Here is a 12,374-nt window from a genome sequence, read left to right as displayed (position 1 = left end):
CCGATGGACGCCGACGGCGGCAAGGCCATCCGCAAGATCGTCATCGTTGGCGGTGGCACGGCAGGCTGGATGACGGCCGCGCCGCTGGCGCTCAGGCTGGGCAAGGCCTGCTCCATCGTGCTGGTGGAGTCGCCGGACATCGGCACGGTCGGGGTGGGGGAGGCGACCCTGCCCACGATCGCCTATTTCAACCGGGCGCTCGGCATCGACGGCGCCGATTTCGTCAGGAAGACCCGGGCCACCTTCAAGCTCGGCATCGAGTTCAAGGACTGGGGCCATGTGGGCAACCGCTTCTTCCACGGCTTCGGCGATTTCGGTCCCGCCATCGAGAACCGCTCGCCGTATATGTACTGGCTGCGGCTGGCGCGCGCGTTCAAGGACACGCCGTCGTACGAGCAGTGGTCGGTGGCGACGGCGATGGCGCGCGCCAACCGTTTCACGCATCCGTGCGGCGACCAGCCGTCGGTGACCAACGCCTTCCAGTACGCCTATCACTTCGACGCCGGCCTGTATGCGGCCTATCTGCGCGACTACGCGATGCGGCGTGGCGTGGCGCGCGTGGAGGGCATGATCACCGGCGTCGAGCAGCATCCCGGGACCGGTTTCATCACCGCCGTCAAGCTGCGCGATGGCGGCCTGATCGAGGGCGACCTGTTCATCGATTGCTCCGGCTTCCGGGGTCTGTTGATCGAGGGCGTGTACCGGGCCGGCTACGACGACTGGAGCGCCATGCTGCCGTGTAACAGCGCGCAGGCCGTGCCGTGCGAGCGGGTCGATCCGCTCACGCCCTACACCTTGTCCACCGCGCGTGGCGCCGGCTGGACCTGGCGCATTCCGCTGCAACACCGCACCGGCAACGGCCATGTGTATTGCGACGCCTTCACGTCGGACGGGGAGGCGTCGCGCGTGCTGCTCGCGGGCCTGGACGGCCGCGCGCTCGACGACCCGCGCCAGCTGCGCTTCACCACGGGCCGGCGCCGCAAGTCCTGGATCAAGAACTGCGTGGCCATCGGCCTGTCGAGCGGCTTTCTGGAACCGCTCGAATCGACCAGCATCAACATCATCGAGAATTCGGTCGGCTGGCTGTTGCAGCATTTCCCCGACCGCGATTTCCGGCCAGCGCTGGCCGACGAGTTCAACCGCCTGGTGTCGCGGCGCTACGAGTTCGTGCGCGACTTCATCATCATGCACTACAAAATCACGCGGCGCGACGACACCGGGTTCTGGCGCTACTGCGCCGCCATGCCGATACCCGATACCTTGCGCCACCAGATCGAGCTGTTCCGCGAGACGGGGCGCGTGGTCGTCTACGATCCGCAGGGATTTTCGGTGGCGTCGCACATCTCGATATTGGCCGGGTTGGGTGTCTCGCCCCGGACCTACGATCCGCTCATCGACCTGATGGACCCGCAGGCGCTGCGCACGCATTTCGAGCGGGTGCGGGAGACCATCGTGCGCACCGTCGACGCGATGCCGGACCACGCCGGCTACGTCGCGAAGCTGACCGGCGTGCCCTAAAAGTCCGGCTGTGCACATTCTTTAAAATTGGCATATGAAGACCGTCATAAAATTGCGACGGTAAAGCGGCGGTCGTCCCTGCTGGGGGGGCTCGAGCTCGCGGCGGGCCATGTCACGCCGAAGATTTTGGTTCCGGTCGGGCTGGAAGTTGCGATGTCGCTGGCATTCTTGTATGTCGGGCGCGGGCGGTCCCTGCGCTCACATTGAGCGAGAAGTTGGGATTCTTGCAGTCACAGGCGGCGCGGTGGATTCATGCGCTCGTGTAAGACCCGGACGATTGCGATGCCGTAGGGCGTGATGCGAAAATAGACTACGTGCCGATGAACACTTCGGCGTCGATACCCCGGCCGTATGTGATCGCATGCCAGCGCGGTTTTGGGCGACTTAGCCAGTTCGGCAAAGGTCGCCGTCAACATGTCGATATAACGATTGGCCTGCGCAACGCCCCATTGCTGCAAGGTGTACGTCCAGATTTCCTCAAGATCACGCTCCGCCGCAGGCGTAAGGCGATATTCAGCCACGTGGGGTCAGCATTCGCTGTTTGAATGCGGCAACATCGAAGGATGCCGGCTCTCCACTGGCCTCCCCTTCAATCAGTGCAGCGCGAATGGCCTCAGTTTCCGCATTGCGCTCCTGTTCACGTTGAATCAGATCGCTAATGTACTCGCTGTCGCTGTTGAAGTGTCCGGCTTCAATTTGCGTTTTTATCCATTCATCTTGCGTATCCGTCAGCGTAATTGTCCTGCGCACGGTTCCCATTGTCATCTCCTTGACCGGCCTCAATAATCATACTATTTATGAATTATGGCGCACTCCGAGGCACGCCGCTAGCGCCAATTGTTACCAACTGTGGCAGGTACATGCCACAAGTCACGTTGCAGGATGAAGGGTAGCAACGAGGCGGGAAGGGCGGCGCCCCGGGCCAAGCCGCAGGCCGCCACCACGCCGCGATGCCGGGTCTGCGCCGGCAGGTTGGCCAGGGTTCAGGCGCGTTCCAGGCACAGGGCGATGCCCTGGCCGCCGCCGATGCACAGCGATACCACGGCCTTGCGCCCGCCCGTGCGCCGCAGCGCGTGGGCGACCCGGGTGACGAGGATGGCGCCGGTGGCGCCGATGGGGTGGCCGTGGGCGATCGCGCCGCCGTCGACGTTGAACCGCGACGGCTCGATGCCCAGCTCGTCCCGCACGACGATGGCGATGGCGGCGAAGGCCTCGTTCACCTCGAAGCGGTCGACCTCGCCCACGCTCCAGCCGGCGCGGTCGAGCGCCTGGCGGATCGCCGGCAGGGGCCCGAGTCCGAAGTAGTCCGGCTCGACGCCGGCCACGCCCACGCCCCGGATGACCAGCATCGGCGTGAGCCCGGCGCCGCGCGCCGCCTCGCCGTCGCACACGATCATCGCCGCCGCGCCGGCGTTGACGCCGGGCGCGCTGCCGGCGGTGATGGTGCCGTCGGGACGGAACACGGGCTTGAGCCGCGCCAGTGTCTCCACCGTCGTCTCGGGGCGGTTGGACTCGTCGGCGCCGAAGGTGGTCGGCCCCTTCTTGCCCTGCAGGACCAGCGGCTCGATCTCGTCGTTGAACCATCCGGCCGCCTGGGCGGCGGCGAAGCGCTGCTGGCTTTGCGCCGCGAACGCGTCCTGCGCCTCGCGCGTGAGCCCATATTTTTGCACCAGGTCTTCGGTATGCCAGCCGGAGTGGCGGGTCGAGAAGGCGTCGTGCAGGCCGTCGAACAGCAGCGCGTCGACCGCCTCGGCGTTGCCCATGCGCGCGCCGAAGCGCATGCCGGGCAGCAGGTAGGGCGCGCGGTCCATGTTTTCGACGCCGCCGGCGACCACCATCCGCGACAGTCCCGCCGCGACCTCGGCATAGGCGGTGGCGACCGCCTGCGCGCCCGAACCGCACACGCGGTTGACCGTCAACGCCGGCGCGGCCACCGGCAGGCCGCCGTGGATGGCCGCCTGGCGCGCGATATTCATGCCGTTGCCGGCCTGGACGACATTGCCGATCACCACCGAGTCGACCAGCGCGGGGTCCAGTCCCGAGCGGCGCAGCGTGGCGGCGATGACATGGGCGCCGAGCGCGTGCGTCGGCGTGTCTTTCAAAGAGCCGCCGAAGCCGCCGATCGGGCTGCGGACGGGGGAACAGATGACGATATCTTTGCTCATGGCGATGGCCTCCGAGGTTTTGATGATGACCATAATAGCATGACGATCGTCATATTTGTAAACCGGGGATCTGGTGGGTGCGGCAGGCGTCGCGGGCGGCGGCTAAGGCCCTTTTTTTACCGGGGCTTTCCGCCGCGCCTCTTGGCGCTGTTGCTCGATGTAGCGGACCGCCTGTTCCGTGTCATGGGGTGGTTTCAGGAAGCGGCGCATGCCCTCGTACGCCGGCGCGACCAGTTCCGCCGTGGCGTCGCGGTCGAAAAAATAGGTCAGTCCGGCGGCGCCGGTCCAGATGGCGCTGGTGGCTGGGCCCAACAGGGTGGCGCGCGTGGTGGCGTCCGCCTGCGCCGACAAGGTTTGATCGGCCTCGGCGACCTGGCGCAGCGAGCCGCTCTCCGCCAGGAAGGTGAGGAAGCGCTTGCGGGCCCGGGGATTGCGCGCCGCCGCCGGCATCACCAGCACATCGAGCGGCGCTTCCTCATAGTTGGGCATATCCGGTGAATAGCGTGGAAAGCCGAAGAAGCCCATGTCGGCGGCTATCGCGGCGGGAAACCGGGAGGCGGCTGAACTTGCCATCAACGCCATGCCCACATGGTTGCGGTACAGATAGGGCATGACGCGGTCCGGCTCCTGGTCCATCGTCGCCTCCAGAAAATACCCCTTGCGTAGCAGATCGCCCCAGACATCGAACACGCGCCGCGCCCGCGCATCGGTGAAGCGGGCGTCTCCGCGCAGCAGTTTGCGGTGGAAGTCGATGCCGTTGATGCGCAGGTTCAGATAATCGAACCAGCCGGCCGCCGGCCAGCCGCTCTTGGCGCCGACCGCCAGCGGCGTCACGCCCGCCGATTTCAAGCGTTCGCACACATACAGGAACTCGCTCCAGGTGGTGGGCGGGCGCAGGCCGAGCTGGTCGAACAGGGATTTGCGGTAGACGAAGCCCCAGACATAGTAATACAGCGGAAAGCCATAGACCTCGCCATCGACGCGCGTGCCTTCGATGGTGGCGGGGGCGAAGCGCTTTTTCTTCAGCTGCGCGACCATGTCGGCATCGAGCGGCGACAGCAGCTTGTTCCTGGCGGCGTCGCGCAAACGCTCGCCCGCGTACCAGAACGCCAGGTCGGCTTGTCCGCTGCGCAGGCGGGCGGTGAAGTCCCGTTTGTATTGTTCCTGCGGGTAGCCGTTATGTGTGACCTGGATGTCGGGATTGGCGGCGGTGAACTGATCGATGATGCCGATCCATGTGGTGCGTTGCGGAGTGTTCGACACGATGTAGTCGATCACCAGCGGTTCGGCGGCGGCGCCAACGGCCGACAGGCCGAGCGCGGCGCACAGCAGGCCGCCCGCCAGTCGGCTTGAAACTCGCGTGTTTGCTCTGCAACGTGGGGTGATCGCGGCGGCATGCATCGGTAAAGTTTGTCCGTGTAGCCGGGGTATGTCAACAAGCGATTGCCGCTTGCCGCATGATGCCGCCGTGATCGTGCGGGCCGACAGCCTGGCGCCGCCTTCCAGCGCGGCATCGTCGGCGTGGACAGCACCGGCCAAAATAACGCCCCAGGCCGATGGATGGCTACTTTGCGGACAACGCGGTCTTGCCGTCGGCTGCCGGCCCCGTTAATTTACGCACGACGATGTTCTTGAAAAATGCCTCGGCCCCCTCGGACTGGATCGAGAACTTGCCGCGTGTCAGGGGGATCATTTTACCGTCCACCAGTTGACGCGAGTTGGTCATGCGCAGCACCTCGTGGCCGTTGACGATGTGGACCAGCGTCTTGCCGTCGGCGATCACTTCCATCGTGTTCCATTCGCCGCTCGGCTTTTCGAAATTGCCCTTTTTCAGGATGCGCGCCTTGATGTCGGTGCGCAGCGGCAGGGACGGCTCGTAGCGGTAGAATTTCCAGTCGCCCTGGTTGGCGTCGCCGACGTGCGCGTCGACCGCCACGCCGTCGAGGCTGTGGTAGTCGGCGCAATCGCCTTCCTGCAGCTGGAACTCGTGGCTGCGCATCCAGTGGCCGTCCTGCGCGCCTTCCTTGCCGACGGCGTAGTACAGCAGGCCGCTGTCGCGCATCACGTTCTCGCGCGGCGGCCACTTCTTGACGCCCCATTTGAATTCGAACTTCAGGTGGAAGTTTTCGTATTCGTCCAACGTCGAGACGCTGCCCCATTCCTCGCCCGAGACGCGTAGCATGCCGTCGACCACCGAAAAGACCCGGCGCTGGTCGTTGTCCACCCCGCGCACCGAGGTCGGCGTCTTCATGCCTTCGGTGGTCGGCTGCATGCTGACGTAGGTGCTCCAGCCGCTTAGATCCTTGCCGTTGAAAAGCGATTTCCACGGACCGGCTTCGGCGGCGGACGCCGCGCAGCCCAGCGCGAACAGGGCGCCGAGCAAGGCGGTTTTGGTGAACAGGTTTTTCATATCGTTTCGTCTCCTTTTTTGGAAAAAAACGAATCTATCACGCGTCGCCGGGGACGGGTCCGAAAAGGGCGGGATTGCCGAATTCGTTATAAAAATCTCCGAATTTCGACAGCGGCGGCCACCGGGGCCGGCGCGGTTCAAGGGCGCTTTTGAGACGCCCGTGCTTTCGCGATCGCCTCGTCGATGTAGCGCACCACCGTGTCGGTGTCGTGCGGCGCCTTCAGGAAGCGGCGCAGGCCCTCGTAGGTGGGGCCGACCAGTTCGGCCTTGGCGTCGCGGTCGAAGAAGTAGGTTAACCCGGCGGCGGCGCCCCAGACCCGGCTCGGGGCGTCGCCCAGCCAGATCGGGCGCGGATCGGGGTCCACCTGCGCCGACAGGGTCTGGTCGGCCTCGGCGATCTTGCGCATGGCGCCGGTCTCGGCCAGGAAGGTGAGGAAGCGGTTGCGCGCGCGCGGATTCAGGCCCCGCGCCGGCAGCACCAGCACATCGATCGGCGCCTCCTCGTAGGTGGGCATGTGCGGCGCATAGTTCGGGAAACCGAAGAAGCCCATGTCGGCCGCGATCGCGGCGGGAAAGCGGGAGGCGACGAAGCTGCCCGCCAGCATCATGCCGACCCGGTCGCGGTAGACGTAGGGCATGACGCGCTCCGGCTCCTGCTCCATCGTCGCGTCGAGGAAGTAACCCTTGCGCAGCAGGTCGCCCCAGACATCGAACACTTGCCGCACCTGCGGACTGTCGAAGCGCACGTCGCCGCGCACCAGCTTGCGGTGGAAGTCGATGCCGTTGATGCGCAGGTTCAGATAGTCGAACCAGCCGGCCGCCGGCCAGCCGCTCTTGGCGCCCACCGCCAGCGGCGTCACGTCCGCCGCCTTCAGCCGTTCGCAGGTTTGCAGGAACTCGGCCCAGGTAGTCGGCGGGCGAATTTGCAAACGCTCGAACAGCGACTTGCGGTAGACGAAGCCCCAGACGTAGTAGTACAGCGGAAAGCCGTAGACGGCGCCGTCGATGCGCGTGCCGTCGAGGGTGGCCGGTGAAAACTTCTTTTTTTTCAGCAGCGCCACCAGCTCGGCGTCGAGCGGGGCCAGCAGCTTGTTCCTGGCGGCGTCGCCCAGACGCTCCCCCGCGTACCAGAACGCCAGGTCGGCGCGCCCGGAGCGCAGGCGGGCCGTGAAGCCGCGTTTGTATTCCTCCTGCGGATAGCCCTGGTGGATGATCCGGATGTCCGGATTGGCGGCGGCGAATTCATCGATGATGCCGACCCAGGTGGTGCGCTGCGGGGTGTTGGACACCACGTAGTCGATCACCAGGTGTTCGGCGGGGGCGCCGGCGGCGGCCGGCGGCAATGGCGCACACAGCAGCGCCCATGCCAACCAACCCCGGTTGCGTATGGTGTTGAACCGGGAGCGGAGGGGAAGCGGGGATGGATGCATCGATGAAGTTTGTCCGCGAAGGTGGGCGCTGTCAACTCCGGCGGTCGTGTTGGCCGCGCTGTGGCGGAATTGGGACGCCCGTGTCGCCCGGACCGCTTATGGCGCCGGATCGTTGCTATACTGCAATGATCTCGTCAACGCGACATACCGCATGCCATTTAAACCTCAACTGGCGCTGGCGTTCGCGGCGCTGTTCGTCTTTACATGGTCCGGCGCCGCGCGCGGCCAGCAACTGCCGCTGCGCTATTTGACCCAGCAGGATGGCTTGGGCAATCTGCAGATCAACACGCTCGTCCAGGACCATACCGGCTATGTGTGGGTGGGGACGGAAAACGGCCTGTATCGTTACAACGGCGCCGAATTCCAGCGCTTCGGCCGGGCCGAGGGACTGGCCAGCACGCAGATCAGCGCCCTGCTGGCCGACCGCCGGCAGCGCCTGTGGGTCGGCGCCGCCGAAACCCTGTACCTGCGCGTCGGCGACCGGCTGGTCCCGGTCAAAAGCGAAGGGCGGGACTTCTGGATCGCGACGGGCCAGCCGCTGGCCGACGGGCCGGGCGGCAGCGTGCTGGCGGTGAGCTACCAGCGCTTGCTGCAGCTGTCCGAGACGGGCGGCAAGGTCACCGTGCGCGACTACTTCACCGACGAACAGATCTTGCGCCAGCCCGCGCTCAAGGTGGTCACCAGCGTCATGGCGGACGCCGGAGAGCGGTTGTGGATCGGCTGCGGACGGTCGCTGTGCGCGACCAAATCAAGCGCGGGGGCGGACGGCGTGATCGTGTGGGGCGCAGCCGACGGCGTGCCGGAGGACGATTGGGTCAATCTGCGGCGCGCGGCCGACGGCGCGCTGTGGGCGCGCGGCAAGCGCCACGTCATCGTGCTGGAGGCGGGCACGGCGCGCTTCGTCGACCGCACGCCGCCCGGCGATGTGATGCGCAAGGCCACGGTGTCGACCACGCTGGTGGAGGACGCCGATCAACGCATGCTCCTCAACGTCGACCATGGCGTGGCGCGCTGGGGCGCGGGGCGCTGGGAATTTTTCGGGCCGCCCAACGGCCTGAAGATGGGTGGCGGCGTGCCGGCCATGCTGGTCGACCGCGACCAGGGGCTGTGGCTGGGTACGGGCGGCCACGGCCTGGCGCGCTGGCTGGGCTATGACAACTGGGAAAACTGGGGCTCGGCGCAGGGACTGCCGGACGACAAGGTGTTCGCCTTCCTGCGCGACGGCCACGGCCGCCTGCGCATCGGCACCCGTTCCGGCCTGGCGATGCTGGAGGGGCGCCAGCCCACGCGCGCCGTGCCGGTGCCCGGTTACCCACCCCAGCAATGGAACAGCATGGTGCTGGACCGCGAGGGCAATTTGTGGACGTCCAGTTATATCGGCTCGCTGATGCGCGAGGATGGCCGCACCGGCGTCGTCACGCAGGTGGCCACGCTGCCGATGATCCTCAAGCTGATGGTCGACCGCGGCGGGCGCCTGTGGATCAGCACCAGCGATGGCGTGTACGTGATCGAGCGGCCCGAGGCGGGCGGCGCGCCGCGGCGGCCCGCCGGCGTGGCCCCGGACAACGGCCTGGTGCTGGACCCGGGCATAGATAGTTGCGAGAGCCCCGACGGCACCTTGTGGTTCCTGACCGGGATCACGCTGCGCAGGCTGCACCAGGGGCGCTGGAATTTTTACCCGATGTCGGATCCGGGGCAACCGGAGCTCCAGGCGATGGCGTGCGGCGCCGACGGCGCGGTGTGGCTGAGCCAGAGCCCCGGCGTGCTGTGGCGCTTCGAGTTGCGCGGGCAGGGGTTCGTCAAGCGCGCGCAGGCGATTCCTCTGTTGCAGGGCAAGTCGTTGCTGGCCATCCACGAGGACCGCGATGGCTGGCTGTGGCTGGCCACCGACGCCGGCCTGCTGGTGTGGAACCGGCAGGAGTGGCGCCAGTTCGACAACGGCGACGGCCTGGTGTGGAACGATCTGAGCTCGCGGCCCATGTACGAGGACATCGACGGCACGTTGTGGCTAGCCAGCGCCAATGGCGCCTCGCAGGTGAAGCGGCCAGGGCGGTTGTTCGCGCCGTACGCGATGTCGGCCATCATCGAGTCGGCCGAGCGCGACGGCAAGGCGTTCACCTTGCACGACGGCCAGGCGCTGCCGTGGTCGGCCGGCTCGCTCAACTTCACCATGGCCAGCCTGAGCTACCAGCACCGCGGCGCCTTGCGTTTCCGCTACCGCATCGCCGGCCTGGAGACCGAGTGGACCACCACCGCCGTGCCGCGCTTGCGCTACGCGGCGTTGCCGCCGGGGCAGTACCGGCTGCAATACGCGGTCGAGAACCTCGACACCCAGAGCAAGTCGGAGGTCCGCGAGCTGCGCTTTTCCATCCTGCCGCCATGGTGGTTGAGCACCCGCTTCTTCCTGCTGTGCGCGGTCGCCGCCATGCTCGCGCTGTGGGGGCTGTACCGCTACCGGGTGCGCGGCCTGCGGCGCCACAACGCCGAGATGGAGCGCTTGGTGCGCGAGCGCACGCGCGAGCTCGAACTGTCGCAGGAGGCCTTGCGCGAGCGGGCGCTGCGCGACGGCCTGACCAAGGCGTGGAACCGGGTGGCGATGCTGGAGATGATGGACCAGGCCATCCTGAAGGCCGAGCGCCAGGGGGCGACGTTCCTGCTCTGCCTGCTGGACTTGGACCACTTCAAGCGCATCAACGACACCCACGGCCACCTGGCCGGCGACGCCGTGCTGCGCGGACTGGTGCCGCGCCTTGCCGACGGCTTGCGCGCCTACGACCTGGTGGGGCGCTACGGCGGCGAGGAATTCCTGGTGCTGCTGACGGACATGAGCCAAGCGACCGGCGCGGCCCGCGTCGAGGCCATGCGCGCGGCGGTGGCGGCCACGCCGTTCGACATCGGCGAGGGCCGCACCCTGGCGGTGACGGCCAGCTTCGGCGTGGCCGAGTTCGATCCGGCGCAACCGGCGGCCGGCCTGGAGCTGGTGCGGCGCGCCGACCTGGCGCTGTACCGCGCCAAGCAGCAGGGCCGCAACCGGGTCGAGTTCGCCGGGCTGGCCGACCACTAGCCTTAACTGCGGCCGGGTAGAATTGAACCTTCGGCGAACTCACATGCCGTCCTAAACTTCTTCGAGGAGAGCAACGTTGATTTACGAATTACGCGTCTACCACTGCGCCGCCGGCCGGCTGCCGGCCTTACACAAACGATTCTCGCACGTGACCTTGCCGCTGTGGCAGAAGCACGGCATCGAACAGGCCGGGTTCTTCACCACGGTGGTCGGTCCGAGTAACCAGACCTTGACCTATATGCTCAAGTGGGAAAGCCTAGCCGAGCGCGAGACCAAGTGGAACGCCTTCGCCACCGATCCGGAATGGGTGGCCGCGCGCGCCGCCTCGGAGGCCGACGGTATCATCGTCGAGCGCATCGAGAACTCGTTCCTGGAGCCGACCGCGTATTCGTCGGTGCGTTGAGGATGGCTTTGACGGGGAACGGGCGGCAGGCGCCGCTGGACATCGGAGTCAGGGGGGACGTGCGTAGTTATGTCGGCAGGCGTATTCCCCTTTCTGATCGTGTTCGCCGTTGTTTTACTGAATATTTCGTACCGCCGTTCGCCGCTACGCCACTTTTGCCTTGCTGCGTTTGTTCATATACATGTCGTCATCGGCCATTTTGAGAAAATCCTTCGCCGCTCCGGAATGTTCCGTGGCCATGGCGACACCGATACTGACATCAACGGCCACCTCGACGTCGCCTATGTTGATGGGGCGCAGTACTTCCGCGCGCATTCGTTCGGCGATCAAGTGAGCTTCGCCCACCTCGGCATCGGGCGCAAGCAACGCGAATTCATCACCGCCCAAGCGACAGAGAATATCGGTTTCTCTTTTGACCGCGCTAAGACGGTCGCCGACCGTTCGCAACACGAGATCGCCAGCCTGGTGACCATGGGTGTCATTGACGGGCTTGAACTTATCCAGATCCAGCACCAGCACCGCGAACGTTCTGCTCGCATCGCGCTTCAGTCTGGCGAAGCTCGCTTCCAGTTCTTCGTTAAAGCGCCAGCGATTGGCCAAGCCGGTCAGGTCATCATGCGATGCTAAAAACAGCGTACGCTCATCGCGTTCACGCTGCACAGTGATATCCCGCGCCACGGCATAGAGGAAGTGAGATCCAGAGGCCGGTGCCGGTGTGGTCCAGTTTAACCAGCGATATTCGCCATTCTTGTGTCGGTAGCGATTGTCAAAGCTGATCGTGTCGATGCCCGTCCGCAGCTTTTGCACTTCTTGCTGGGTCTTTTCAACGTCGTCGGGATGCACCAATTCAAAGAAGTTTCGCGATAACAATTCACCTTGCGCATACCCGAGCGTGCGCTCGAATGCCTGATTGATTCGATGAAAATGTCCGCTGGTCGTGGCGATGCACAGCATGTCCAATGACAGGCTGAAGAAAGCTTCGCGCTCCTCTATTACCTGCTGAACCAACTGCAAATCATGCTTTAAAGAGTCCGCCAGATGATGATGCTGTTCGACTTCCTGCTTGAGGGATGACACCAGCTTATCCAGCAACTCCAGATTTTCGGCACGACAGCGTAAGTTCTCGACCAGGTCATGCAGCGAGGACTGGTCTACTGGATGATGGACAGCTTGTGTCATGGTCATGACCTCTCTGAAAACTTGGCAGTTATAGGATGTATTTTTTGCCGCGCTGAAGCTTCTCAGACAAGCCCTGCCGAAGTCTATTCTGTTTTCAACCTGGCATTCATGTAACCGCAAGATTGCCTAAATCGCCACCGCATATGACCCCGATTGACTTTCAATACGGTACCACGCCGGCTTCGTTCCATCAATTACTCTGGTG

At 65.2% G+C, this 12,374-nt stretch carries 10 protein-coding genes and 1 pseudogene; 3 read left to right on the top strand and 8 right to left on the bottom strand.

The genetic code is table 11. From position 1 onward, the window contains the following. The first annotated feature begins 3 nt into the window (after positions 1 to 3). Entirely contained in the window at positions 4 to 1,518 is a 1,515-nt protein-coding gene (locus tag MRBLMU1_RS06420) for a tryptophan halogenase family protein (RefSeq protein ID WP_363498715.1), read from the top strand. 230 nt (positions 1,519 to 1,748) lie between these two features. Here the strand turns inward: MRBLMU1_RS06420 and MRBLMU1_RS06415 are convergent, their stop codons facing one another. From MRBLMU1_RS06415 to MRBLMU1_RS06390, 7 genes and pseudogenes are all read right to left on the bottom strand, one after another. Continuing rightward, positions 1,749 to 2,039 (bottom strand): type II toxin-antitoxin system RelE/ParE family toxin, encoded by a 291-nt coding sequence (locus MRBLMU1_RS06415; protein WP_363498712.1) that lies wholly within the window; start codon positions 2,037 to 2,039, stop codon positions 1,749 to 1,751. Next, complete coding sequence (locus MRBLMU1_RS06410; RefSeq protein WP_363498709.1) at positions 2,032 to 2,277, bottom strand: type II toxin-antitoxin system ParD family antitoxin; 246 nt, start codon at positions 2,275 to 2,277, stop codon at positions 2,032 to 2,034. Before MRBLMU1_RS06410 ends, MRBLMU1_RS06415 begins: the two co-directional genes overlap by 8 nt. A 116-nt stretch (positions 2,278 to 2,393) precedes the next feature. Next, positions 2,394 to 2,501: pseudogene (locus MRBLMU1_RS32675) on the bottom strand (oxidoreductase); the annotation flags it as partial. Then, the gene (locus tag MRBLMU1_RS06405; protein ID WP_363498706.1) at positions 2,502 to 3,683 is read right to left on the bottom strand and encodes a thiolase family protein; all 1,182 of its coding nucleotides are present in this window, start codon (positions 3,681 to 3,683) and stop codon (positions 2,502 to 2,504) included. A 102-nt stretch (positions 3,684 to 3,785) separates the two neighbouring features. Continuing rightward, positions 3,786 to 5,084: an ABC transporter substrate-binding protein gene (locus MRBLMU1_RS06400; RefSeq protein ID WP_363498703.1), complete on the bottom strand. Its 1,299-nt coding sequence runs from the start codon at positions 5,082 to 5,084 to the stop codon at positions 3,786 to 3,788. A 163-nt stretch (positions 5,085 to 5,247) separates the two neighbouring features. Next, entirely contained in the window at positions 5,248 to 6,093 is an 846-nt protein-coding gene (locus tag MRBLMU1_RS06395; RefSeq protein WP_363498700.1) for a 3-keto-disaccharide hydrolase, read from the bottom strand. A gap of 137 nt (positions 6,094 to 6,230) precedes the next feature. Further along, positions 6,231 to 7,463 carry an ABC transporter substrate-binding protein gene (locus tag MRBLMU1_RS06390; protein WP_363498697.1) on the bottom strand — a complete coding sequence of 411 codons (1,233 nt, stop codon included), beginning with the start codon at positions 7,461 to 7,463 and terminating at the stop codon, positions 6,231 to 6,233. Positions 7,464 to 7,674: 211 nt separating this feature from the next. Between MRBLMU1_RS06390 and MRBLMU1_RS06385 the strand changes: the two genes are divergently transcribed. Both MRBLMU1_RS06385 and MRBLMU1_RS06380 read left to right on the top strand, forming a co-directional pair. Continuing rightward, complete coding sequence (locus MRBLMU1_RS06385; RefSeq protein ID WP_363498695.1) at positions 7,675 to 10,587, top strand: ligand-binding sensor domain-containing diguanylate cyclase; 2,913 nt, start codon at positions 7,675 to 7,677, stop codon at positions 10,585 to 10,587. A 76-nt stretch (positions 10,588 to 10,663) separates the two neighbouring features. Then, on the top strand, positions 10,664 to 10,990 hold the full coding sequence (locus MRBLMU1_RS06380) for an NIPSNAP family protein (protein WP_363498692.1): 327 nt from the start codon (positions 10,664 to 10,666) through the stop codon (positions 10,988 to 10,990). A 144-nt stretch (positions 10,991 to 11,134) separates the two neighbouring features. On the opposite strand, the gene MRBLMU1_RS06375 is transcribed toward MRBLMU1_RS06380, so the two are convergent. Beyond that, positions 11,135 to 12,175 carry a sensor domain-containing diguanylate cyclase gene (locus tag MRBLMU1_RS06375; RefSeq protein ID WP_363498689.1) on the bottom strand — a complete coding sequence of 347 codons (1,041 nt, stop codon included), beginning with the start codon at positions 12,173 to 12,175 and terminating at the stop codon, positions 11,135 to 11,137. Between the last annotated feature and the right edge of the window lie 199 nt (positions 12,176 to 12,374).

This window comes from Burkholderia sp. LMU1-1-1.1, from assembly GCF_040675865.1.
Taxonomy (GTDB): domain Bacteria; phylum Pseudomonadota; class Gammaproteobacteria; order Burkholderiales; family Burkholderiaceae_D; genus Rugamonas.
The sequence above is the reverse complement of the archived record's forward strand: the minus strand, read 5'-3'. Positions and strand labels throughout refer to the sequence as shown.

Bases quoted from the DNA above. Each gene is read 5' to 3' on its own strand.
- MRBLMU1_RS06420 (WP_363498715.1), top strand. From the start codon at position 4: ATGGACGCCGACGGCGGCAAGGCCATCCGCAAGATCGTCATCGTTGGC.
- MRBLMU1_RS06410 (WP_363498709.1), bottom strand. From the start codon at position 2,277: ATGGGAACCGTGCGCAGGACAATTACGCTGACGGATACGCAAGATGAA.
- MRBLMU1_RS06405 (WP_363498706.1), bottom strand. From the start codon at position 3,683: ATGAGCAAAGATATCGTCATCTGTTCCCCCGTCCGCAGCCCGATCGGC.
- MRBLMU1_RS06400 (WP_363498703.1), bottom strand. From the start codon at position 5,084: ATGCATGCCGCCGCGATCACCCCACGTTGCAGAGCAAACACGCGAGTT.
- MRBLMU1_RS06395 (WP_363498700.1), bottom strand. From the start codon at position 6,093: ATGAAAAACCTGTTCACCAAAACCGCCTTGCTCGGCGCCCTGTTCGCG.
- MRBLMU1_RS06385 (WP_363498695.1), top strand. From the start codon at position 7,675: ATGCCATTTAAACCTCAACTGGCGCTGGCGTTCGCGGCGCTGTTCGTC.
- MRBLMU1_RS06375 (WP_363498689.1), bottom strand. From the start codon at position 12,175: ATGACCATGACACAAGCTGTCCATCATCCAGTAGACCAGTCCTCGCTG.